This is a genomic window from Streptomyces sp. NPDC088812, from assembly GCF_044750285.1.
GTDB lineage: Bacteria > Actinomycetota > Actinomycetes > Streptomycetales > Streptomycetaceae > Streptomyces.
In genome coordinates, this window is record NZ_JBIVJP010000020.1 from 150,432 (window position 1) to 171,381 (window position 20,950).

The 20,950-nt window shown below is 72.3% G+C and carries 16 protein-coding genes and 1 pseudogene; 8 read left to right on the forward strand and 9 right to left on the reverse strand.

Annotated features, from left to right (window positions below; translation table 11 throughout):
* Positions 1 to 82: 82 nt before the first annotated feature.
* Genes ACIP67_RS31010 through uxaC form a run of 3 tightly spaced genes read right to left on the reverse strand, consistent with a single transcriptional unit; the run spans position 83 to position 3,503 of the window.
* A complete protein-coding gene (locus tag ACIP67_RS31010) occupies positions 83 to 676 on the reverse strand; it encodes a hypothetical protein (RefSeq protein WP_401696210.1) in 594 nt (197 codons plus the stop codon).
* On the reverse strand, positions 673 to 2,085 hold the full coding sequence (locus tag ACIP67_RS31015; protein ID WP_401696211.1) for a mannitol dehydrogenase family protein: 1,413 nt from the start codon (positions 2,083 to 2,085) through the stop codon (positions 673 to 675). The genes ACIP67_RS31010 and ACIP67_RS31015 overlap by 4 nt, the downstream gene beginning before the upstream one ends.
* Positions 2,082 to 3,503 carry a glucuronate isomerase gene (uxaC, locus tag ACIP67_RS31020; protein ID WP_401696212.1) on the reverse strand — a complete coding sequence of 474 codons (1,422 nt, stop codon included), beginning with the start codon at positions 3,501 to 3,503 and terminating at the stop codon, positions 2,082 to 2,084. Before uxaC ends, ACIP67_RS31015 begins: the two co-directional genes overlap by 4 nt.
* Positions 3,504 to 3,604: 101 nt before the next feature.
* Between uxaC and ACIP67_RS31025 the strand changes: the two genes are divergently transcribed.
* Both ACIP67_RS31025 and larC read left to right on the forward strand, forming a co-directional pair.
* The gene (locus ACIP67_RS31025; protein ID WP_401696213.1) at positions 3,605 to 4,924 is read left to right on the forward strand and encodes a lactate racemase domain-containing protein; all 1,320 of its coding nucleotides are present in this window, start codon (positions 3,605 to 3,607) and stop codon (positions 4,922 to 4,924) included.
* Between the two features lies 1 nt (position 4,925).
* Positions 4,926 to 6,182, forward strand: a complete 1,257-nt coding sequence (gene larC / locus ACIP67_RS31030; RefSeq protein ID WP_401696214.1) for a nickel pincer cofactor biosynthesis protein LarC — start codon at positions 4,926 to 4,928, stop codon at positions 6,180 to 6,182.
* 135 nt (positions 6,183 to 6,317) lie between these two features.
* Here larC and larB read toward each other — a convergent pair whose 3' ends face one another.
* The 4 genes from larB to uidA all read right to left on the reverse strand — a co-directional run bounded on the left by larB (position 6,318) and on the right by uidA (position 11,216).
* Positions 6,318 to 7,004 (reverse strand): nickel pincer cofactor biosynthesis protein LarB, encoded by a 687-nt coding sequence (larB, locus tag ACIP67_RS31035; RefSeq protein WP_401696216.1) that lies wholly within the window; start codon positions 7,002 to 7,004, stop codon positions 6,318 to 6,320.
* On the reverse strand, positions 6,997 to 7,854 hold the full coding sequence (larE, locus tag ACIP67_RS31040; protein ID WP_401696217.1) for an ATP-dependent sacrificial sulfur transferase LarE: 858 nt from the start codon (positions 7,852 to 7,854) through the stop codon (positions 6,997 to 6,999). Before larE ends, larB begins: the two co-directional genes overlap by 8 nt.
* A gap of 157 nt (positions 7,855 to 8,011) precedes the next feature.
* A complete protein-coding gene (locus ACIP67_RS31045) occupies positions 8,012 to 9,439 on the reverse strand; it encodes a glycoside-pentoside-hexuronide (GPH):cation symporter (RefSeq protein ID WP_401696218.1) in 1,428 nt (475 codons plus the stop codon).
* Positions 9,432 to 11,216 (reverse strand): beta-glucuronidase, encoded by a 1,785-nt coding sequence (gene uidA, locus ACIP67_RS31050; RefSeq protein WP_401696219.1) that lies wholly within the window; start codon positions 11,214 to 11,216, stop codon positions 9,432 to 9,434. Before uidA ends, ACIP67_RS31045 begins: the two co-directional genes overlap by 8 nt.
* Before the next feature lie 138 nt (positions 11,217 to 11,354).
* On the opposite strand from uidA, the gene ACIP67_RS31055 reads away from it, so the two are divergent.
* The 3 genes and pseudogenes from ACIP67_RS31055 (at position 11,355) to tpg (ending at position 15,511) form a co-directional block, all read left to right on the forward strand.
* A complete protein-coding gene (locus tag ACIP67_RS31055) occupies positions 11,355 to 12,416 on the forward strand; it encodes a LacI family DNA-binding transcriptional regulator (RefSeq protein WP_401696220.1) in 1,062 nt (353 codons plus the stop codon).
* A 294-nt stretch (positions 12,417 to 12,710) separates the two neighbouring features.
* Positions 12,711 to 14,941 (forward strand): annotated as a pseudogene (gene tap / locus ACIP67_RS31060) (telomere-associated protein Tap).
* Positions 14,942 to 14,953: 12 nt separating this feature from the next.
* Positions 14,954 to 15,511, forward strand: coding sequence for a telomere-protecting terminal protein Tpg (tpg, locus tag ACIP67_RS31065; RefSeq protein WP_401696221.1), 558 nt, complete (start codon positions 14,954 to 14,956; stop codon positions 15,509 to 15,511).
* A 222-nt stretch (positions 15,512 to 15,733) separates the two neighbouring features.
* On the opposite strand, the gene ACIP67_RS31070 is transcribed toward tpg, so the two are convergent.
* Positions 15,734 to 16,582 carry a LysR family transcriptional regulator gene (locus ACIP67_RS31070; protein WP_401696222.1) on the reverse strand — a complete coding sequence of 283 codons (849 nt, stop codon included), beginning with the start codon at positions 16,580 to 16,582 and terminating at the stop codon, positions 15,734 to 15,736.
* Positions 16,583 to 16,686: 104 nt separating this feature from the next.
* On the opposite strand from ACIP67_RS31070, the gene ACIP67_RS31075 reads away from it, so the two are divergent.
* Positions 16,687 to 17,430 (forward strand): SDR family oxidoreductase, encoded by a 744-nt coding sequence (locus ACIP67_RS31075; protein ID WP_401696223.1) that lies wholly within the window; start codon positions 16,687 to 16,689, stop codon positions 17,428 to 17,430.
* 391 nt (positions 17,431 to 17,821) lie between these two features.
* Here ACIP67_RS31075 and ACIP67_RS31080 read toward each other — a convergent pair whose 3' ends face one another.
* Complete coding sequence (locus ACIP67_RS31080) at positions 17,822 to 18,706, reverse strand: CPBP family intramembrane glutamic endopeptidase (protein ID WP_401696224.1); 885 nt, start codon at positions 18,704 to 18,706, stop codon at positions 17,822 to 17,824.
* 87 nt (positions 18,707 to 18,793) lie between these two features.
* On the opposite strand from ACIP67_RS31080, the gene ACIP67_RS31085 reads away from it, so the two are divergent.
* Both ACIP67_RS31085 and istB read left to right on the forward strand, forming a co-directional pair.
* Positions 18,794 to 20,146, forward strand: coding sequence for a transposase (locus ACIP67_RS31085; RefSeq protein WP_401696225.1), 1,353 nt, complete (start codon positions 18,794 to 18,796; stop codon positions 20,144 to 20,146).
* Positions 20,143 to 20,934 carry an IS21-like element helper ATPase IstB gene (istB, locus tag ACIP67_RS31090; protein WP_401696226.1) on the forward strand — a complete coding sequence of 264 codons (792 nt, stop codon included), beginning with the start codon at positions 20,143 to 20,145 and terminating at the stop codon, positions 20,932 to 20,934. Before ACIP67_RS31085 ends, istB begins: the two co-directional genes overlap by 4 nt.
* The last annotated feature ends 16 nt before the right edge of the window (positions 20,935 to 20,950 follow it).

Below are 20,950 nucleotides of genomic sequence, written 5' to 3' on the forward strand. Positions count from 1 at the left end.
GACGCCGGAGCGCCAGCCGGGGGGCGGTGTCCTGCGGGTGTGCCAGGGACGGGAGCCGGTGTGCATCCGCACCGCGCAGACGTCAGCCTGGCACGAACAGGCGGTGCCGTTCCAGGTCGGCCACGACCATCCGGCCGGATGCCCGGTAGAGCCGTCGCCAAGCCCGCATCCCCGTACCCAGAGCATGCTCCCAGTCCGCAGCGGTGAGGTGGGGAGCAGCGTGGTGGGTCAGCCGGGCCACCGCCGTGATGAGGTCCGGATCCAGGAGGTCCTCCACGTCGGTGCCCAGCCGGTCGACTGCGAAGACATGAGTGAGGGCGGCGGCGGCCTGTTCGGCGGCTTCGCCGTCGGCGCTGTCGGCGCTGTCGACGCCGACGGGGTGATCGGGGAGGAACGCCCCGGCGTGGAGGCTTCGTAGTGTGGGTGACCAGCCCAGACAGACTGCATGGGCGAGAAAGAACACCGGGAGATACCGGTAGCCCGGGACCGCCGACGGGGTCTCGGTGTAGGGGTGGCCCAGCACCCGGCCGTCGTGCAGCAGTTCCGTCACGCGACGGCCCGAGCCGTCCACGCGCTCCCGGAACTCGACGCGGTACATGGCCGGCGGCTCGTTCGTGGAGCTGCGCGGCAGGCCCGCAGGGTCGTGGCGGGCGGTGTCCCTCAGGCGGCTCGTCATGCGTTCACCACGTGACCTCTCTCGGCGTACGCGGTCACGGCCGCCCGCAACTCCTCGTCGTGCGCCAGGGCGGGGTCGAGGAGATTGAGCACCCGGCGCGCGGCGTCGGGGAGCGGGCCGCGGGCCGCGGCCGTGGCAGTGTCCGCGGCGACGTCCTTGACCGGTGCCCCGGCGCCACGCAGGTGCAGCAGCCACGCCGCGATCACCTGTGCGGCGGCCTGCGGCACCCGGCCCCCGGCGCGTTCCGCGCGCAGCACCGGCAGGACGCGGACCGGGAGTTTCTGCGAGCCGTCGGCGGCGATCTGGGCGAGGGTGTGCCGTATCCGGGCGTTGGCGAAGCGGGTCAGCAGTGCCTGCTGATAGGCGGCGAGGTCGCCCGGGGGCAGCCGCAGGTGACGGGAGGCCTCCGCCCACCACCGCGTCAGCCGGTCGCGGCACCGCGCGTCGGAGACCGCCTCGGCCACCGTGTCGTGCCCCAGCGCGGAGCCGGTGTAGGCGAGCAGCGAGTGGCCGCCGTTGAGCAGCCACAGCTTGCGCTCCTCGTGGGGTGAGACGTCGGAGACGATCCGCGCGCCCACCTCGTCCCAGGCGGGACGCCCCGCGGGGAACTCTCCTTCCAGCACCCACTCGGAGAACGGTTCGGTCATCACCGGCGCGGCGTCCTCGCCGCCGCCGGCGGCGCGCAGTGCGATGACGTCCTCGTCGGTGGTGCCGGGCGTGATGCGGTCCACCATCGTCGTCACGTACGAGGCATCGCCTGCGGCGGCGACGAGTTCGGGCCGCCCGGTCGCCTCGGCGAACTCCCGCACCACGCGGTGCAGCACGCGCCCGTTGCCGGGCAGGTTGTCGCAGGAGACGAGGGCGACCGGACCGTGTCCGGCCGCCCTGCGCGCCGCCAGACCGCCGAGCAGCCGGGCGGCGGCGGTGGCGCCGGGAGCCCGCACGTCCGCGCGCAGCGCGGCGATGTCCGCGGCGACGTCCGCCCGGCCGGTGTCGAGACTGTCGGCGACACCGCCGGCGCGGGTGTAGCCGGCCTCGGTGACCGTCAGGGTGACCACGGCGAGCGCGGGCCGCTCCCAGTACGCGAGCCACGCGGCGTGGTCCCCGCCCGGATGCGCGGCCGACAGCGAACTCACCAGTTCGTGGCGGTCCCGGTCGGAGTCCCGGGTGACGAGGGTGTAGAGGCCGTCCTGGGCGGCCAGCGCGTGGGCGAGTTCGGGACGGCGGCCGGAGAAGGCGGCGATGCCCCATCGATCGGCGTCCGGTGCGCGGTCGGTGTACCACGCCTGGTGCGCGCGGAAGAACCCGCCGAGCCCGAGGTGGAGGATGCGGACGGGGGCTGCCTGCCGGGCGTCGCGGCTGCGCGAGCGGGAGAGGCGGGGGACGGCGGTGCCGGGTGCCGGGCTCACAGTTTGAACGCCTTCCGCGGGTTGACGGTCACCAGTTCGGTCGCGGTCTCGAACGCCTCGTCTTCCGTGAGGCGGTGCTCGGCGACGAGTTCGGCGAGGAATCCGCAGTCCAGACGGCGGGACATGTCGTGGCGGGCCGGGATGGAGCAGAAGGCGCGGGTGTCGTCGACGAAGCCCGAGGTGCGGGTGAAACCGGCGGTCTCGGTCACCGCACGGCGGAAGCGGCCGATGGCGTCCGGCGCGTCGAGGAACCACCAGGGGGCGCCCGCGTACACCGACGGATAGAACCCGGCCAGCGGGGCGATCTCCCGGGAGAAGACGCTCTCGTCGAGGGTGAACAGGACGAGCCGGAAACCGGGACGGGTGCCGTGACGCTCCAGCAGGGGCCGCAGCGCCCGGGTGAACTCGGCCCGTACGGGGAGGTCGTGGCCGGTGTCCGGGCCGTACCGGTGGAACGTGGGGCCGTGGTGGTCGCGCAGGACGCCCGGGTGCAGGGTCATCGCCAGGCCGTCCTCGCAGGACATCCGGGCCATCTCCAGCAGCATGTTCCGGCGGAAGGCGGTGGTCTCCGCCTCGGACGCCTCGCCCGCGAGGGCGGCCCGGTAGATGCGGGCGGCCTCGGCGGGCGTCAGCGGGTCGGTCCGTACGTCGGCATGGCTGTGGTCGGCGGACGTGGCGCCGTGCTCGACGAAGTAGCGGCGGCGGGCCTCGAGCGCCCGCAGGTATCCGTCGTAGTCCCCGGTGTCGAGGCCGGCGGCCTCAGCCAGCCGCGCCACGTTCTCGGTCCAGTCCGCGCGGCCCGGCTCCAGATAGCGGTCCGGGCGGAAGGTCGGCACGACCCGCCCCCGCCAGTGGGGGTCCTCGGCGAGCTCCCGGTGCGCCGCGAGGTCGTCGCACGGGTCGTCGGTGGTGGCCAGAACGTCGATGCCGAAGCGCCGGAAGAGGGCGCGGGGCCGGAAAGCGTCCTCGGTGAGCCGCTCGGCGATCCGGTCGTAGATCCGGTCCGCGCTGTCCGGACCCGGCCGTTCCGTGACCCCGAAGATCTCGGCCAGTTCCGACTCCAGCCAGTGGCGTACCGGGGTGCCCCGGAAGACGGCCCAGTGCTCGCAGAGCCTGCGCCACACCGCACGCGCCTCGGGCTCCGCCAGGGTGCCGTGGCCCACCCCCAGCTCCTCCAGGGGCACACCGTCGGCGTGGAGCAGACGGGTCACGTAGTGGTCCGGGGTGATCAGCAGGCTCGCCGGGTCGCTGAAGGGCGTGTCGTCGGCGAGCATGCGGGCGTCGACATGGCCGTGGGGGGAGAGGATCGGCAGCTCGCGCACACTGTCGTAGAGCCGGCGGGCGAGCGCGCGCACCCCCGGATCGGCGGGCAGCAGACGGTCGGGCGACAGCTGGAGGGGGGTGGTGGAACCTGACATGCGGTGAAGTGTCGATCGTTCAGGAGCAGGACAGCAATCGGTTGCCATGAGTTGCCTCGGGTGCTTGCCTCCCGGGGGAGGACCGTGGTCGGCTGACGGTCATGACCACGCACCTCACCCCGACGCCCGGCGGAGCCGGCCCCCGGCCCGCCGCGCGGATCGGGAGCCCGGACGAGATCCTGACCGAGGAACGGCTGAGGCGGTTCGTCGGTGAACAGCTCGCCGGCGAGGATTTGGACGGGCGCAGGGTCTGCCTGGTGGTGCCCGACGGCACCCGCAGCTGCCCGCTGCCGCTGCTGCTCTCCGCCCTCCACGCCGCGCTCCACGGACGGGTGAGCCGGCTCACCGTGCTGATCGCGCTCGGCACCCACGCTCCCATGGCGGAGCCCGAACTGGCCGCCCACCTCGGCTACCGGGAAGGGCACCTGGAGCAGACCTATCCGGGCATGACCGTCGTCAACCACGAGTGGTGGGAGCCCGGTACCTTCACGTCGGTGGGCGCCATCCCCGCCGACCGGGTCGCGGAGCTCTCCGGCGGCCGTCTGCGCCAGGACGTCGACGTCCGGCTGAACCGGGCGGTGGTGGAGGCCGACGTGGCGCTCGTCGTCGGACCGGTGTTCCCGCACGAGGTGGTCGGCTTCTCCGGCGGCAACAAGTACTTCTTCCCCGGCGTGGCCGGCCCCGAGATCATCGACGTCTCCCACTGGCTCGGAGCGCTCATCACCAGCGCCGAGATCATCGGCACCCGCGGCATCACCCCCGTCCGCGCGCTGATCGACGAGGCCTCCGCGCTCATCCCGAGCCGCCGGCGCGCGCTGTGCGTCGTCGTCCGCTCCGGCACGGGCGACCTGCACGCCGCCGCGTACGGCGCCCCGGAGGACGCGTGGTCGGCGGCGGCCGACGTCTCCGCCGAGACCCATGTGCGCTACCTCGACGCTCCCGTACGGCGGGTGCTGTCGCTCATGCCCGCCAAGTACGACGACATCTGGACCGCCGCCAAGGGCTTCTACAAACTCGAACCGGTGGTCGCCGACGGCGGCGAGGTGATCCTCTACGCCCCGCACGTGAGCCGGATCTCCGAGATGCATCCGGAGATCGAACAGGTGGGATACCACTGCCGCGACTACTTCACCGGCCAGTGGGACCGCTTCAAGGACCTCCACTGGGGCGTCCTCGCGCACTCCACCCATCTGCGCGGGGCCGGCACCTGGGACCCGGAGAACGGGGAGCGCTGCCGGGTGACCGTCACCCTGGCCACCGGCATCCCGGAGGACGTTGTCCGCGCCGCCAACCTCAACCACCTCGACCCCGCAGAGGTGGACGCGGCGGCGTTCGCCGCCGACCCGGACACCCTGGTGGTGCCGGAGGCCGGCGAGGTCCTGTACCGGCTGCGCAGGCCCGGCGCGGGTGGGGACCGCTGAGATGCGGACGGCGTGGCTGGACGTGTCCGCAGGCGTCGCCGGGGACATGCTGCTCGGCGCCCTGCTCGACGCCGGCGCCCCCCTGGACGGCGTACGCGCCGCGGTGGACGCGGTGCTCCCGGACACCGTGCGGCTGACCTGCGAACAAGTCGTCCGGGCCGGGATGCGCGCGACCCGGGCGGTGGTCTCGCCCACGGCTGCCGACCAGCCGCACCGCACCTGGAGCACCATCCGCGCCCTGATCGAACAGGCGCCGCCGGCTCTGCCGGAGCGGGTGCGCGGGCACGCCCTCGCCGTCTTCGCCCGGCTGGCCGAGGCCGAGGCGCATGTCCACGGGGTGGACCCGGAGGACGTCCACTTCCACGAGGTGGGCGCCTGGGACTCGGTGGCCGACGTGGTCGGGGTCTGCGTGGCACTCGACCTGCTCGGCGTGGGCCGGATCACCGCGAGTCGCCTCGCCGTCGGGGCCGGCACGGTGCGGACCGCGCACGGCGAGATCCCGGTGCCCGTCCCCGCCGTCGCACGGCTCGCCACCGGCTGGCAGGTGTTCGCCGGCGGCAGGGGCGAACGGGCCACACCCACCGGAGCCGCTCTGGTCACCGCGCTGTCCGAAGAGTGCTCAGACCTGCCGCCGATGCGCCTGGAGGCCACCGGCGTGGGCGCGGGCACCCGAGACACTCCGGGGCGCCCCAATGTGGTCCGCGTCCTGATCGGCACGACGGCACCGGCGGGCAGCGACCCCGGCGACCCGGGGGAGGAGGTGGTCCTGGAGGCGAACGTGGACGACCTCGACCCCCGTCTGTGGCCCGGCGTGCTCGCGGCGCTGCTGGCGGCGGGCGCCTCGGACGCCTGGCTGGTGCCGGTGCTGATGAAGAAGGGGCGGCCGGCCCACACCCTCCGCGTGCTCGCGCCGTCCGGGCGGGCGGGCGCGCTGCGCGACACGGTCTTCCACCAGACCAGCACCCTCGGGGTGCGCGAGCACCGGGTGCGCAAGACGGCGCTGGACCGCGGCTGGTGCGACGTCGACGTGCTGGGAAGCCGCATGCCCGTGAAGGTCGGCCACCACGACGGGACCATCGTGCAGGCCACGCCCGAGTTCGAGGACGCCGCCCAGCTGGCCGCCGGCCTGGGCCTGGCGCCCCGGGTGGTGCTCGCCGCCGTCGCCGCCGCCGCGGCGGAGCGAGGGCTGACCCCCGGGGCACCGGTACCGGCGGACCTCGGACCCCGTGAACCGTACGGCGGTGCTGCGGCGGACTGATCCGCGGCCGGCGCCCCGACACGACGTCGCCGGCCGTGGTGGAGGGGCGGCGGTGGCGGCACGGCGGTGGCGGCACGCCAACGGCGCCGCACGGCGGAGCGAGTCGGCGCGCGAGCCGCCGGGCGGCTCGCCCGGTCAGTCGGAGGAGGGCGCCGCGATCTGCGCTGCGAGATGCCCCGCCCCGTAGCCGTTGTCGATGTTGACCACGGCGACCCCGGGCGAGCACGAGTTGAGCATCGACAGCAGCGGCGCGACGCCGCCCAGTGCCGCGCCGTACCCGACGGAGGTCGGCACCGCCACCACCGGTGCCGCGATCAGACCCGCCACCACACTGGGCAGCGCCCCGTCCATCCCGGCGGCCACCACCACGACCCGGGCCCCCCGCAGCCGGTCGAGATGGGCCAGCACCCGGTGCAGACCGGCCACCCCCACATCGACCACCAGTTCACAGGGCCGGCCCAGGTGACGGGCGGTGAGTTCCGCCTCACGGGCCACCGGCAGATCGGACGTCCCCGCCGCCAGCACCATGACCCGGCCGCCGGAGGGCTCCGGCGGCTCGGGGGGCCAGACCAGCAGGCGTGCTTCCGGATCGTGCGTGGCGTCCGGCAGTTCGGCCAGGACGGCGGCCGCGTGCTCGTCCGAGGCCCGGGTGAAGAGCGTTGCCGCGGCACGGGAACGCACCGCCGCCGCGATGGCACCCACCTGCCGCGCCGTCTTCCCCTCGCAGTACACCGCTTCCGGGTAGCCGCGCCGCGCGGCCCGGTCGTGGTCGAGCCGGGCGAAGGCCTCCAGCTCCGTCGGCGGCGTCCAGGCCTCAGCCATGGGACACCTCCACCAGCGGCAGGGTGAACGCGCCGGACTGGATGCCCGCCAGGTCCACCGCCACCATCCGGAAACCCGCCTCGCGCACCGCGGCCAGCAGTTCCTCGCGGAGCGGCCCGGCTGCCCGAGCGATGTCCGCGACCGGCAGCTCGATCCGTGCGACGTCGCCGTGGTGCCGCACCCGGCAGTCGCCGAAGCCGAGTCGGCGCAGCGCCTGCTCGGCCTGCTCGATCTGGCCCAGCTTCCCCGGGGACACCTCCTCGTGATGCGGGACACGGGAGGCCAGGCACGGCGCGGCGGGCTTGTCCGCGCACGGCAGTCGAAGGGCGCGGGCGACGCTCCGCACCGCCTCCTTGTCCAGGCCGGCGTCGGCGAGCGGTCGCAGCACGCCGTGCCGGACCGCCGCACGGCTGCCCGGCCGGTCGGGGCGGCGCACGTCGTCGGCGTTCTCGCCGTACGCGACGGCTGTCAGCCCGTGTGCCGCCGCGACCTCGTCGGAGATACGGGTGAACAGCTCGTTCTTGCAGTGGAAGCAGCGGTCGGGACCGTTGGCCCGGTAGGCGGGCAGTTCGCCCTCGTGGGTGCGGACCTCCACCACCTCGGCACCGATGTGCGCGGCGACCCGGTGAGCGGCGGCGCGCTCGTCGGCGGCGAGGCTGGGGGAGACACCCAGTACGGCGACGACCCGGTCGCCGCCCAGCGCGCGCACCGCGAGCGCCAGCAGGACGGAGGAGTCCACCCCACCGGAGAAGGCCACCCCCAGCCTTCCCGAAGTGGGCAGCAGCGCGCCGACGCGATCGGCTGCCCGGGCGTCGGCCCCCGTGAGGGAGGCGCTTTGCACGACTGTCATGACTGTTTCCTTCGTTCGTCCGCGGGTGAGTCCCCGCACCGGGTGCGCGATGTGCCGGCCTCACGTGGTCGGTGGCGGGGGCGGCGGTGGCCGCCGCGGACCGCCGCGGCGGCGGCGCCCCAGGGGGCCCCGCCGCCATCGGTGCCGCTCGTCGCGATCACGCCGGCCCGGGTTCGTCCGCGGGGCCTGCGGACGGCGTTTTCCGTGCCCCGCGTTCGGCCAGTTCCGCCACGATCTCCCGGAAACGGGCGTCGCTGAGAGGGTAGAACCGCATCACCAGAGCGGCGACCAGCGCGCAGAGCGCGGGCACCACACCGGCCGCCAGCCGGATCGAGGTCAGCGCCCCGTCGGACTGCACCGCGGCCGTGCCGGAGTAGCCGCCGAAGGCGAGGAGGTACCCCAGTGCCGCTCCGGCCAGCGCCTGGCCGATCTTCCGGGTGAAGGAGAAGACGGCGTACGTCGCACCCTCCGTCCGGTAGCCGGTGCGCCACTGCCCGTACTCCACGGCGTCCGCCTCGAAACTCATCGTCAGCGTGTTCAACGTGTTCATGCCCAGGTTCATGACCACCCAGGCCGCCACGGCCAGAGCCACCGAGGCGCCCGGCGCCAGCACCACTCCGACACCGCCGACACAGGTCAGCCCGGCACCCCAGCCGAAGAGGAACTTCTTGCCGTACCGGCGGACCAGCCGTGGCGCCAGCGGGACGATCAGCAGCAGGGTGGCCGCGCTGCACAGGTTGAGCACCAGGTAGAGGCTGGAATCGCCGAGGACGTCACGGGCGTAGTAGGCCGCGATGCCGATCACGGTCGAGTAGCCGGTGAGGAAGACCAGCGTGCTCAGCGACAGCAGCATCAGCGGACGGTTGACCCGCAGCACGGTCAGGGTCTGCCGCAGGGTGACCCGCTCCCGGTCGCGCCGCACCGTCTCCCGGCACGTGAAGAAGGTCAGCAGGTAGAACGCCACGCCCAGCGGTACGAACCACCAGGTCAGCGTCGAGAACAGGCTCTGCATGTCGACCTTGCCGAGCTGCGAGCCGACCAGTGCGCCCAGGGCGATGATGATCGTGACGGCACCGACGCCGCGGGCCGCGCCGAGCCGGGTCCGCTGGTCGGGCGCCTGGGTCATCACGGTGGCCAGCGCGCCGTAGGGGATGTTGACGAGGCTGTAGGCCAGACCGATCAGCGCATAGGTGACGTAGGCGTAGACCAGCTGGAGGCCGGAGGGCAGGTCCGGGACGTGGAAGAGGGCCACGTTGAGGAGCAGCAGCGGGAGGCAGCCGAACAGGATGAACGGGCGGAACTTGCCCCAGCGGGTCTGCACACGGTCCACCAGGCGTCCGGCGATGAGGTCGGTGACCGCGTCCCAGGCGCGGATCACCAGGAACATCGTGCCCACCGCCGCCGGGCTCAGCCCGACCACGTCGGTGTAGTACAGCAGCAGGAACATCGCGGAGAACTGGAAGGCGACGTTGTTCCCGGCGTCGCCCGCACCGTAGCCGATGACCCGGAGGAGGCTCAGGCGCTCCGTCGGGCCGGCGTTCCGTGCCCCGGTCGCGGATTTCTGGCGGGCTTGCGTCTCAGACATCGTTCCTCCAACGGCGGCGCACGGAGAACGCGGCGCTCTTCGGGCGCCGGTCGCGGGTGAACAGGCCCTTCTTGTTGCCGTCGACACGGCCGGTCTCGACGCGGGTGGCGAAGTCCGCGAAATTCCAGATGTGCTCGCCGACGACGGCGTCGACCCGGTCGAACACCCGGTGGTACATGGCGAGGAACCGCTCCTGGTACTCCTCGGACCACGGCACGTCCGTCACGCTGTGCAGACCGGACAGCGTGTCGACGCCGTACTCGGTGACGATGACCGGCTTGCGGTGCAGCCGCGCCCAGTCGTTCAGCTCGGCTTCCAGGGCGGCCTCGGCCGCCTCCAGGTCGCCGGCGTTCACGTACCAGCCGTAGTACCGGTTGATCATGACCACGTCGGCCAGTTCGGACACCAGGCACTGCCGTGCGGCGTCGTGCATGACGTTGACGAAGCCCACCGGACGGGTGGGGTCGAGCTTGCGGGCCTCCTCGAACAGCGGGGCGAAGTACTCCCGGGCGGCGGGCACGGCCGACTCGGGCTCGTTGGCGATGCTCCACAGCACCACGCTCGGGTGGTTGCGGTCCCGCTCGATCAGCTCGCGCAGGGCCCGCAGATGGGTGCGCCGGGTGTCCGGGCCGATCGTCTCGTCGGTGTAGGTGGCCCGCGCCGGTCCGTGTCCCGCGATGGCCGGCAGCTTGAGGTTCATGCCGACGGCCGCCGTCTCGTCGATGACGACGACGCCGTGCCGGTCCGCGTACTCCAGGACCTCCTCGGCGTACGGGTAGTGGGCGGTGCGGAAGGAGTTGGCACCGATCCACTCCATCAGCTCGAAGTCGTGGACCATGAGCGCGTCGTCGTGGCCCTTGCCGCGCACCGGCGCGTCCTCGTGCTTGCCGAAGCCCTTGAAGTAGAACGGCTCGCCGTTGATCAGGAACTCGGTGCCGCGTACCTCGACGGTCCGCACGCCGACGGGCAGGACGTAGGAGTCGCTCACCCGGCCACCGTCGTCGAGGAGCAGTGCCTCCAGGGCGTAGAGGTATCCGTCGCCGGGCGCCCACGGGTGGACGTCCGGCACCCGCAGCACGCCCTCGGGCCCCTCGGCGGAGGCGACCTCGGCGCCCTCCGCGTCCCGCAGGACGACCCGCACCCGGTCCAACTGGTCGGCTGCGCCGTGCACGGCGTAGCCGACCGTGCCGGTGGTGCCCTCCAACCCGGTGTCGACCGTGATGTCACCGATCCACGCGGCCGGGGTGGAGTACAGCCAGACCGAACGGTGCAGGCCGGCGTAGTTGAAGAAGTCGTGGAAGTACCGCTGGCGGCGGCCCCGTGCCGTCTCCTCGACATAGCCGGGCGGCACGGAGGCCCAGGTCAGCTCGTTGTTGACGACCACGGTCACACGTGCCTCGGCCCCCGGCGCCGCCTGGCTGGTGACATCGGCCTCGAAGGGGGTGTAGCCGCCCTCGTGCTCGGCGACCAGGGTGTCGTTCACCCAGACCGCAGCACGGTGGGTGGCGGCGTCGAAACGCAGCACGATCCGCTGCCCCGACCATCCGGCCGGGACGCGCACGGTGGTCTGGTACCAGGCGTCGCCGACGTGATCGCGTACGGCGGTGTCCGGAACGACATCGTTGTAGCTGGCCGGAACCGGCATCTCCCGGGCCTCGGGCAACCGTGAGCGCCACCAGCCCGCGTCCCGCCCGACACCTTGCGGATCGAGGCGGAAGGCCCACAGGCCGTTGAGGGACCTGCGTTCTCGCGTCGAGGTGTCCCGGGGAGGAAGCATGGGGGCTCCTTGGCTGCGCGGCGACGATGCCGACGTCTCGAGGTGGATACCGGGACATTAAGCTGCCGTGAAATTCGCCTGGCAAGCGGTTGCCACCAGTTGCCGCGAGGCCCGGCGCGACGAGCGGAGGCGACACCCATGGCACAACCCCCTCACCCACCCGGAAACGGGGAAGGCGCTCGGGCACGGACCCGCCCGCCGACGATCTACGATGTCGCACGCGCTGCAGGTGTCGCGGCCTCTACCGTGTCCCGGGCGTTCTCCCGGCCCGGGCGGGTCAACGCCGAGACGGCCGAGCGCATCCGCGCCGTAGCCACTGAGATGGGCTACCGCACCAACTACCTGGCCAGGGCGCTGCCCACCGGCCGGACCTCGATGCTCGCGCTGGTGACCTCCGACGTCACCAACCCCTTCCACGCCGAGATCATCCGCGGTGCCGAGGCGGCCGCCACGGAGGCGGACTACAGCATCCTCCTGATCAACGCGCAGGAGGACGACCGGATCGAACGCCGCAACATCGAACGCGCGGTGCCGAGCGTCGAGGGGATCGTGCTGGCCAGCACCCGCATGTCGGACTCGGCGATCCGGATGATCGCCAAGCAGCGGCCCACCGTGGTGCTCAACCGCGACATCGCCGACGTGTCCAGCATCGTCACCGACAACCTGCACGGCGCCCGGCTGGCCATGGACCACCTGGCCGGGCTCGGGCACCGGGCCGTGGTCTATCTCGCCGGACCGGAGCCGTCGTGGGTCGACGGGATGCGCTGGCGGGGCCTGAGGGAGGCGGCCGGTACCGGCCTGCGCGTACAGCGCGCCGGACCCGTCCCGCCGACGATCAGCGGAGGCGCCCAGGCGGTCGCGGAAATCCTGCACTGCGGCGCCGGCGCGGTCGTCGCCTACAACGATCAGGTCGCCATCGGGCTGATACGGGGGCTCCAGGCCGCCGGGGTACGCGTCCCGGAGGACATCAGCGTCATCGGATTCGACGACATCTTCGTGGCGGACCTGGTGCAACCGGGCCTGACCACGGTGGCGGCACCGCTGCGCGCCGAGGGCCACATCGCGGTGCGCGTGGTGCTCGGTCTGATCAACGGAGCCGTCGTCCGTGCCGACCAGCCGCGGACGCTTCCCGTGCAACTGATCACCCGCCGTTCCACCGCGGCGCCGAGGGGCTCCGGACGAAAACGGCGACACCGGTGACACCCGTGGGGCACGGCATGGCAGTCGGGCGACCAACGCAGGGAGATCGGGGCCGCAGTAGCTGACCGGGCCGTCATGGACGGCATCATCACGGCCGGCACGGACACCGATGCGACGAGTGCGATGCCGACGGTGCCGCCGATGCCGTAGTACTCCAAGCAGTACTTCGATGCCTGACCTGGGGGAACGGCGAGCGGTGGGAGTGTCGGCGGGCAGTTGGCCGTCTCGGGCGGCTTCTGCCCGCACACCCCTCGAAGGAGTGCCCACGACGGCGGTAGTGGCAGGAGGTGTTTCATGTCCGAGTTGTTCGACGCGGTCGACGCGCTGGTCGCGTCCCGTTCTCCGCTGCCGCCGGTGGAGGAGCGTAAGCGGCTGCGGGTCGCGCACGGCCTGACGCTGGACGAGGTCGCCGCCGCGCTGAAGGTGCGGCGGGCCACGGTGTCCGGCTGGGAGTCGGTGAAGAAGCCGACCGAGCCGCGTGGCCCGGAGCGTGAGGCCTATGCCCGGCTGCTGCGGCAGCTCGCCGAGCTCTACCCCGTCCCTCAGGAGCCGGCCCTCGCCACGTTCACCGGCACGCCGGAACCGGCGGAAGCGCGGACTCCGTCCACAGGCCCGGCCCCCGGGGCTGCGGTCATGACTGCACCTGCAACCGAGAACACCCAGAGCCCTGCCGCTGCTCCCGTCGCCGCTGTCCCGGCGGCCGCGCCCCGTCCGGCGCGCACCGCCAGGCCGTCGTCGACGTCGTGCCGCCCGGGTGCACGGAAGGCGGCCCCGGCCGGTACCCCGGCGGGCGGCACCGACCCGCGGTTCGAGAACGGACCGCTCGCGGTCGTCGACGTCGAGGACGGGAAGGTGCTGGCGTACTGCACCGGCGGCCTGGTCCTGGACGTACCGGCCAAGAGCATCCCGGCCCTGGTCGACTGGACGCTGCGCGAGGCCAGCTCGGTCAGCCGAAGCTCGCCGGACCCGGCAAGGACGCCGACCCGCTGCTCGTGCTCACCGAGGTCGCGCTGGAGCGCTACGGCCTCCCCACGACGCTCACGGAGGAGGAGCGCCTCGCCGGGCGTCTGCCGGAGGGCCACAAGGTCATCAAGCAGCTGGCGCGTGCGGAGTGGAAGCTGACCAACCGCGGCTTCGGCCCGTGGGCGAGGATCTACCGCCCCGCCCAGGGGGCGGAGCGGGCCTGCGTGCAGCTGTGCATCCCGTCGTGGCACGCGCTGGACACCCGGCACTGGGGTGAGGCCGGGCAGCTCCCGCCGGCCGAACTCGCCCGTGTCCTGGGCATGTACGCGTCCCGGGTCATGACGCCGCGCGGATCCACCGCCGTGACCGGCCTGGAGTTGATGACCGCGCTGCACCCGCCGACCCGGGCGTCCGAGCCGGACGCCGACGGCCGTCGGCAGTCCGAGCACAACCCCGGCAGCCTGGGCAAGGACCCGGTCGAACCGGCGCCGTGCGAGGCCCCCGACGGCCACCCCGTCCTCAAGGACCTGCCCCGGTTCCACGTCCGCGGCCCCGGCGAGAAGCTGTTCGAGGAGGCGTACGACTGGGCGCGGCCGATGACCGATGCGGAGTGCACCCTGCGCCACCTGGTCGGCATCGACGTCAACATGGCCTTCGCGGCCGGTGCCAACGGCTTGACCGTCGGCCTCGGTGCGCCGACGCACGTCAAGGCGCCGGTGTTCGACCCGAAGCTGCCTGGCTCGTGGCTGGTCGACCTGTCCCACGTAGATCTGTCCCGCGTGAAGGTCGGCAAGGAGTGGGCGGAGCTGGACGGCAGCCTGCTGCCCTCCCCGTTCACGCCGAAGGGCGAGCGCCCGACCGGCCCGGCCTGGTACGCGACGCCGACCGTGGCGTACGCGGTGGAGCTGGGCTACGAGGTGCGGCCGCTGGAGGCGTGGGTGCGCTACGAGAACGGCCGTTACCTGGACGGCTGGTACAACCGGCTGCGCGACGCCTACCTCGCCACGATGGCCGACCTCGGCGTCGACGCCGACCTGTCGCCGGCTGACTTCCTCGCGGCGATGGACGGCTACAAGGCCCGCGACCCGGAGCTGGCGATCGTCACCACGGCGATCAAGGCGACGGTCAAGGGCGGCCTGGGCAAGCTCCGCGAGCGCCCCCGCGGCGAGGGCTGGCGGCGGGGCGAGCCGTGGCGCGCCCTGTCCCGCCCGACGTGGCGGCCGGACATCCGGGCGGCGGTCATCTCCCGCACCCGGATCAACCTGCACCGCAAGATCGTCAAGCACGCCGCCTTCACCGGGCAGTACCCCATCGCGATCCTGTCCGACTGCATCGTCTACGCCGCCAACGGCACCAGCCCGCTGGACTTCCTGCCCTACCGGGAGGGCAAGCCGCTGCCCGGCGGCTTCAAGCTCGGCATCAACCCCGGCCTGGTAAAGCACGAGGGCACCCAGTCCGTGCTGTGGGGCGAGGAAGTCCGGGAGCGGTTCAACGCCCCGGAGCTCAACCTCGCCCGCTACATCAAGGACGGCACCGTCACCGACGTCGACAACGGAGAGTAGGAGAAGGCCACGATGAGCCTGTTCGGGGACGGCCTGGACGCCGCCGTGCAGAAGGCGTTCACGCGCCCGGCGCCCAAGAACGCGGGCCCGCAGATGCGGTACCTGGTCAAGCAGCTCAAGAGCACCAAGGCGGTCGCCCAGATGCTGCGGATCTCCCAGCGCACCGTCGAGCGGTACGTGAAGGACCAGATCAAGAAGCCCCGCCCCGACCTCGCCGCGCGCCTGGAGCGCGAGGTGAAGAAGCGGTGGCAGCCCCAGATGCGGGCCAAGGCCAAGGCGAAGGCGGCCAGCACGGGCGGCATCGTCATCGACACCCGCGCCCGCATGGGCTACACCGCGCCGATCGGGTCGACGGACCAGGACCGCATCCGGCACCTGACCGTCGCCCTGCCGCCCGTCTACGCCGCCCGCCTCTTCGACGCCCAGGAGGCCGGCGCCACCGACCAGCAGCTCCAGGAGATCGCGGCCGAAGCGCTCAGGGAGGTCTACTTCCAGGACGGCGGCCGCCGCGCCGGAAGCCTGGAAGAGGTCTGGTTCACGGACATCGAGCACCTCGAGTTCGACCTGTAGCAGCCGCGCCCGAACAGCTGTGAGGCCCGGACCAGATGAGCCGAGGCGCGATCGGTGTCACCAAGGCAGGCTCGTTGTCACTTCGCGTCGGAGCCTGGCTGTGCCAGGGGCGCGGTCGGTGCAGGCCGGTCACCTCGTACCGCACGATGTGTCGGGTGCCGTTGGCAGACCGGACGCTGTACCCGAAATCCAGCACGGTGTCCCGGCGTTCACCGCCGTCGGTCACAGGGCAGTGGCGGCGCGAACCAGCCCTGCGACCGCCGTTGAGCGGCTGTGTGGGGGCCAGGCGATGACCGTGGTGACGTGGGGGGCGTCGGGGACCGGTACGGCGGTGAGGCCCTCGCGCAGGCCGGTGCGGCCCGACTCCGGCACGACCGCGCAGGCGCGGCCGAGGGCGATGAGCTGGGTGAGTTGCGTGTGGTCGCGCACCTGCGGTCCGGGGCCGTCCGGGAAGGTGCCGTCAGGGCGAGGCCAGCGGGGCAGAGGCAGGTCGGGAAGGTCGGTGACCTCGGCGAGCCGCACGTGGGGGCGGGCGCTGAGAGGGTGGCCCGCCGGGAGGATCGCGACCTGACCCTCGGAGTGCAGGTCCTCGGTGTCGAAGCCGGCCGTGTCGTCGAATGGCCGGTGCAGCAGGGCTGCATCGGCCCGGCCGTCGTGCAGGAACCGTGCCTGCTCGCCCGGCCCGCACAGCACGACGTCCACGGCGACGGCGCCGGGCTCGGCGGCGTAGGCGTCGAGGAGTTTCGCCAGCAGTTCACCGGATGCGCCCGCCTTCGCGGCCAGGACCACGGCGGGGCGGCCGGTCGCCGCGAGAGCGGCCCGGCGGGTGCGCCGTTCGGCGGCCTCGACGGCGTCCAGCGCCGCCCGCGCCTCCCGCAGCAGCACCGCCCCTGCCCCGGTCAGGGCGACACCCCGGCTGCCGCGCTCCAGCAGGAGGGTGCCCAGGCGCCGTTCGAGCCCGGCGATCGCCCGCGACAGCGGGGGTTGGGCGATCCCGAGCCGCTGCGCGGCCCGGCCGAAGTGCAGCTCTTCGGCGACCGCGACGAAGTACCGCAGCTCACGTGTCTCCACTCCGCCAGCCTAACCGGGACGGCCAGGAGCGATACCCGGGCGGTATCGCCGTCCACCCGGTCGGTCTTGGACACCGTGCCCGGCGGGGGAGAAGTATCGATGTCATGAGTGAGACGAACACCGTGAACCACCACAAGGTCGCGCTGGTGACCGGCGCCAACAAGGGCATCGGGTACGAGATCGCCGCCGGGCTCGGCGCCCTCGGCTGGTCCGTCGGAATCGGCGCGCGGAACGAGGAGCGGCGCGAGGCCGCTGTGGACAAGCTGCGCGCGGCCGGAGCCGACGCGTTCGGCGTGCCGCTGGATGTGACCGACGACGCCGGCGTGACAGCGGCGGCCCGGCTGATGGAGGAGCGGGCCGGGCGACTCGACGCGCTCGTCAACAATGCGGGGATCACCGGCGGTGGACCGCAGGAGCCCACCACGGTCGACGTGAACCGGGTACGGGCGGCCGTGGAGACCAACGTGATCGGCGTCATCCGCGTCACCAACGCCCTGCTCCCTCTGCTGCGCCGCTCGCCGTCGCCGCGGATCGTGAACGTCTCCAGCAGCGTCGGCTCCCTCACACTCCAGACCACGCCCGGCGCCGAGACGGGCCCCATCGCCATCGCCTACGCTCCGTCGAAGACGTTCCTCAACGCCGTCACCGTGCAGTACGCCAAGGAACTGGCCGACACCCACATCCTGATCAATGCCGTCTGCCCCGGCTTCACGGCGACCGACCTCAACGGCTTCCGGGGAGTGCGCACCCCCCAGCAGGGCGCAGCCGCCGCGATCCGGCTGGCCACCGTATCGGCCGACGGGCCGACGGGCCGCTTCTTCGACGACGAGGGAGAGGTGCCCTGGTGACACGCTTCCGGTTCGCGCCACCCCGGGGAGATGGCGCATGCGCGTCCTCGTGACCGGCGCCGTCACGCCATGTCGGTACGGCCGTCGAGCCCGAGCCGTCGGCGGACCACGAGGTGAGGGATCGAAAGGCACCGAGCGTCTGTGACAAGTGGCCTGCCTTCCGGGTGACAACCAGGCTGCTTCAGCCCGGCCTTCTGCCGGCTTCTGCCGGCCTTTTTCGGCTCCGCCGGTGACAACTGTCGAGCCTCGACACACAATCACCCGTTCCCGAACCCGAAGGCGCGCGGCCGGCGAGAACGGTACCGGTTCCGGCTGAGACGCGGCTCGCCCCTCGTCCCGGCGGGGGCACGGGGCGAGGGGCGAGGGCCGGCGAGGCGGGGCCTCGGGCCGGTCAGACGCGGGTCCGGTCCTGGGCCGGCCGGGTCCGGACCACGGCCACCGGCGCGGCGGCGCGGTCCGCCCGGCCGTTGATGGCCAGGAGCAGCGCCACGACGATCAGCTGCGTGCCGATGATCATGGCCTGGGTGACGGGGGTGTCCACGTCCAGCAGGACCATCGTGGTGTTGACCGCGAAGTGCGTGGCGATCGCGGCGACCACACCGGCCCGCTGGTAGGCGCAGGTGACCAGCATGGCCATCGGGACGTTGCTGGCGACGAAGAGGACCCCGCTCGGGGTGAACAGGCCCAGGCCGTTCTGTACGGTGCCGTCGATGAAGAACAGCGGCAGGTGCCACACGGCCCAGACGACACCCAGGATCAGGGCGATCCGGAAGGGGCCCATCGTGGCGCGCATCCTCGGGTAGGCGGTGCCGCGCCAGCCCGGCTCCTCCGACAGCGGCCCGGAGACGATCATGCTGACCAGGAAGGCCGCGGGGCCGCCCATGTCGTTCATCACGTCCTTGGCGTCCGTCCAGCTCACCGCCGGACCGCCGGCCGCGTGCCCGATCACGGCGGCGACCAGTACGGCCCCGGCGGACAGCGCGATCAGCAGCAGCGCCCACAGCCACGCCGAGGGGCGGTAGCGCACCGCGTGCGGCGGGACCGGTTCGCCTCGGCGGCGCCGGCGTATCCGGATCACCAGGGCGCCGATCAGCGGGCCGAAGGCGCCGAGCAGGAAGGGGGCGTAGGTGGGCTCGCCGTTCTTCGCCGGTCCGCCGATCGCGATCGCCGCGCCCCAGGAGGCCCAGCTCACGCCGAAGGCGAGGACCATGAAGAGGATCAGGTCGGCGCGGCGGCGGGCGGGGGAGACTGCGGCGGCCTGATGTGTAGTGGGCATGCCAAATCGTCCTTTGTCGGGAGTCTTCGAAAGGTCTTCGGGAGTCTGTGGATTTTCCACCGGCTCATCGAGGAGCACAGCGCCGATGTGTCCTACCAGATGGTCCGGCGCTACGTCTCCGACCGGAAGCCGGAGATCCTTGCTGCCTCCGGCAAGGCCCCGATGGAAGCATTCGTGCCGCAGACCCATCTGCCGGGTCACGAGGCGGAGGTCGACTTCGGCGACGTGACCGTACGCCTGGCCGGCGAGCTGGTGATTTGCTACCTGGTCTCGCTCCGTCTGTCCTACTCGGGCAAGGCCGTCCACCGGGTCTTCGCCTCCTGCGGCCAGGAAGCCTTCTTCGAGGGGCACGTGCACGCGCTACGCACGCTGGGCGGTGTCCCGCGAAGCAAGATCCGCTACGACAACCTGAAGTCGGCCGTCGCCCAGGTGCTGGGCCTGAACCGGGCCCGGGTGGAGACCGACCGGTGGATCGCCTTCCGCTCGCACTTCAACATCGAGAGCTTCTACTGCCGCCCCGGCATCGAAGGCGCCCACGAGAAGGGCGGAGTCGAAGGAATGATCGGGTACTTCCGCCGCAACCACTTCACACCGGTCCCGGAAGTCGACTCCCTGGCTGAGCTGAACGAGCTGGTCGACCAGTGGGACCTGCACGACGGGCATCGCCGGATCGGTTCGCGGCCGCGGACCGTCAACGAGTACTTCGCGATCGAGCTACCTCTGCTGATGCCGCTTCCTGAAGAACCGTTCGAGACCGGCCGGCTGTTCACGCCACGGGTCGACCGCTCCAGCCAGATCGCCGTCCGCACCAACCGCTACTCGGTTCCGACCCGTCTGATCGGCAAGCGGGTGCGAGTCGTCCTGCACGCCTCCCACCTTGTGGTTTATGACAGGAACATCGAGGTGGCCCGGCACGAGAGGCTGATCGCGAAGGGCAGCTGCCGCCTGGACCTGGACCACTACCTCGAAGCCCTCATCCGCAAGCCCGGCGCCTTCCCCGGTGCCACAGCCCTGGAGCAGGCCCGGTCCGCAGGCAAGTTCACTCCGGTCCACGACGCCTGGTGGGCCCAGGCCCGCAAGATGCACGGCGAGCGGGACGGCACTCGGGCGTTGATCGAGGTCCTGCTGCTGAACAGACACCTCGCCCACGAGCACGTGGTCGCGGGCCTGGCCACCGCACTGCGGGCCGGCGCTCTAACCGCCGACGCCGTTGCCCTGGAGGCCCGCAAGGCTGCCCAGACGGAAGACGAGCCAGCCATCGGCGCATCCAACCCGTCGGTTCCCGGGCAGACACCGGCCACCGTCACGTCGCTGCACGAGTGGCGCCTCGCGCACCTCCCGCCGGACACCAGGCCGCTGCCGTCCGTGACCCCCTACGACCAACTGCTCCGACGCCGCCACACCAGCGGCAGCGACCACCGTGAGGGAGAAGCACAGTGACCACCCTGCCCCGCCAGCGAGGCTTGACCGAGCAGGCCGCCGACGCCGCGATCGACACCGCCTGCCGCCTGCTGCGGCTGCCCTCGATCCGCAACGAGTTCAACGACATCGCCGACAGGGCGGTCAAGGACCAGATGACCTACCGCGGCTTCCTCGCCGAACTGTTGATGACCGAGTGCGACGACCGGTCCCGACGCCGTTCGGAACGACGGATCAAGGCAGCCGGCTTCCCCCGGGAGAAGTCCCTTCGGGCCTTCGACTTCGACGCCAACCCGAACATCGACGCGGCAACCGTCCACACCCTCGCCAGCTGCGAATGGATCAAGAAGAGCCAGCCGCTCTGCCTGATCGGCGACTCCGGCACCGGCAAGTCCCACATGCTCATCGCCCTGGGCACCGAGGCGGCCATGAAGGGCTACCGCGTCCGCTATACGCTCGCCACCAAGCTGGTGAACGAGCTGGTCGAGGCCGCCGACGAGAAGCAGCTCAACAAGACCATCGCCCGCTACGGCCGCGTCGATCTCCTCTGCATCGACGAACTCGGCTACATGGAACTCGACCGGCACGGCGCCGAACTCCTCTTCCAGGTCCTGACCGAGCGCGAGGAAAAGAACAGCGTCGCCATCGCCTCCAACGAGTCCTTCGGCGGCTGGACCAAGACCTTCACCGACCCCAGGCTCTGCGCGGCCATCGTCGACCGCCTCACCTTCAACGGCACCATCATCGAGACCGGCACCGACTCCTACCGCCTCGCCAGCACCCGGGCCCGAGCAGAAGAACCCGCTTGATGGTTCTGAGCTGTCG

Coding starts and splice junctions, on each gene's coding strand:
- ACIP67_RS31010 (WP_401696210.1), bottom strand. CDS start 676: ATGACGAGCCGCCTGAGGGACACCGCCCGCCACGACCCTGCGGGCCTG.
- uxaC (WP_401696212.1), bottom strand. CDS start 3,503: ATGTCAGGTTCCACCACCCCCCTCCAGCTGTCGCCCGACCGTCTGCTG.
- ACIP67_RS31025 (WP_401696213.1), top strand. CDS start 3,605: ATGACCACGCACCTCACCCCGACGCCCGGCGGAGCCGGCCCCCGGCCC.
- larC (WP_401696214.1), top strand. CDS start 4,926: ATGCGGACGGCGTGGCTGGACGTGTCCGCAGGCGTCGCCGGGGACATG.
- larB (WP_401696216.1), bottom strand. CDS start 7,004: ATGGCTGAGGCCTGGACGCCGCCGACGGAGCTGGAGGCCTTCGCCCGG.
- larE (WP_401696217.1), bottom strand. CDS start 7,854: ATGACAGTCGTGCAAAGCGCCTCCCTCACGGGGGCCGACGCCCGGGCA.
- ACIP67_RS31045 (WP_401696218.1), bottom strand. CDS start 9,439: ATGTCTGAGACGCAAGCCCGCCAGAAATCCGCGACCGGGGCACGGAAC.
- uidA (WP_401696219.1), bottom strand. CDS start 11,216: ATGCTTCCTCCCCGGGACACCTCGACGCGAGAACGCAGGTCCCTCAAC.
- ACIP67_RS31055 (WP_401696220.1), top strand. CDS start 11,355: ATGGCACAACCCCCTCACCCACCCGGAAACGGGGAAGGCGCTCGGGCA.
- tpg (WP_401696221.1), top strand. CDS start 14,954: ATGAGCCTGTTCGGGGACGGCCTGGACGCCGCCGTGCAGAAGGCGTTC.
- ACIP67_RS31075 (WP_401696223.1), top strand. CDS start 16,687: ATGAGTGAGACGAACACCGTGAACCACCACAAGGTCGCGCTGGTGACC.
- ACIP67_RS31080 (WP_401696224.1), bottom strand. CDS start 18,706: ATGCCCACTACACATCAGGCCGCCGCAGTCTCCCCCGCCCGCCGCCGC.